The sequence below is a fragment of the Massilia sp. 05N420 genome (genome assembly GCF_056397205.1).
This window is the reverse complement of record NZ_JBFTMX010000309.1, coordinates 1-350: the sequence shown is the minus strand read 5'-3', so window position 1 is coordinate 350 and position 350 is coordinate 1. Positions and strand designations below refer to the sequence as shown.

The 350-nt window shown below is 65.7% G+C and carries 1 protein-coding gene; it reads left to right on the top strand.

The window, feature by feature from the left end:
• A partial coding sequence (locus AC1DIX_RS28465; RefSeq protein ID WP_477328713.1) for a LysR substrate-binding domain-containing protein occupies positions 1 to 350 on the top strand: 350 nt, incomplete at both ends.

Here is a 350-nt window from a genome sequence, read left to right as displayed (position 1 = left end):
CGTTTGAGGGCGCTGTTTCAGGACGAGCTTTTCGTGCGCGGGCCGGCCGGACTGCAGCCGACGCCGCGGGCCACGGATCTGGCGGGACCGCTGCAGCAGGCACTGGCGGAAATCCAGAAGACGCTCGCCTTTACGCAGCGCTTCGAGCCGCAGGCCTCCACCCTCACCTTCACACTCGGACTATCGGATCACCCGGCCTTCGTACTGTTGCCGCAGCTCATCCGGCGACTCTCGGAGATGGCGCCTGATATCACACTGCAGGTCCGGAATTTCAGCGCCCGCGACGACGCTATCGACATGCTGGATTCCGGCGCCGCGGATGTGACGATCGGCGTACCCTCGGCATCCGC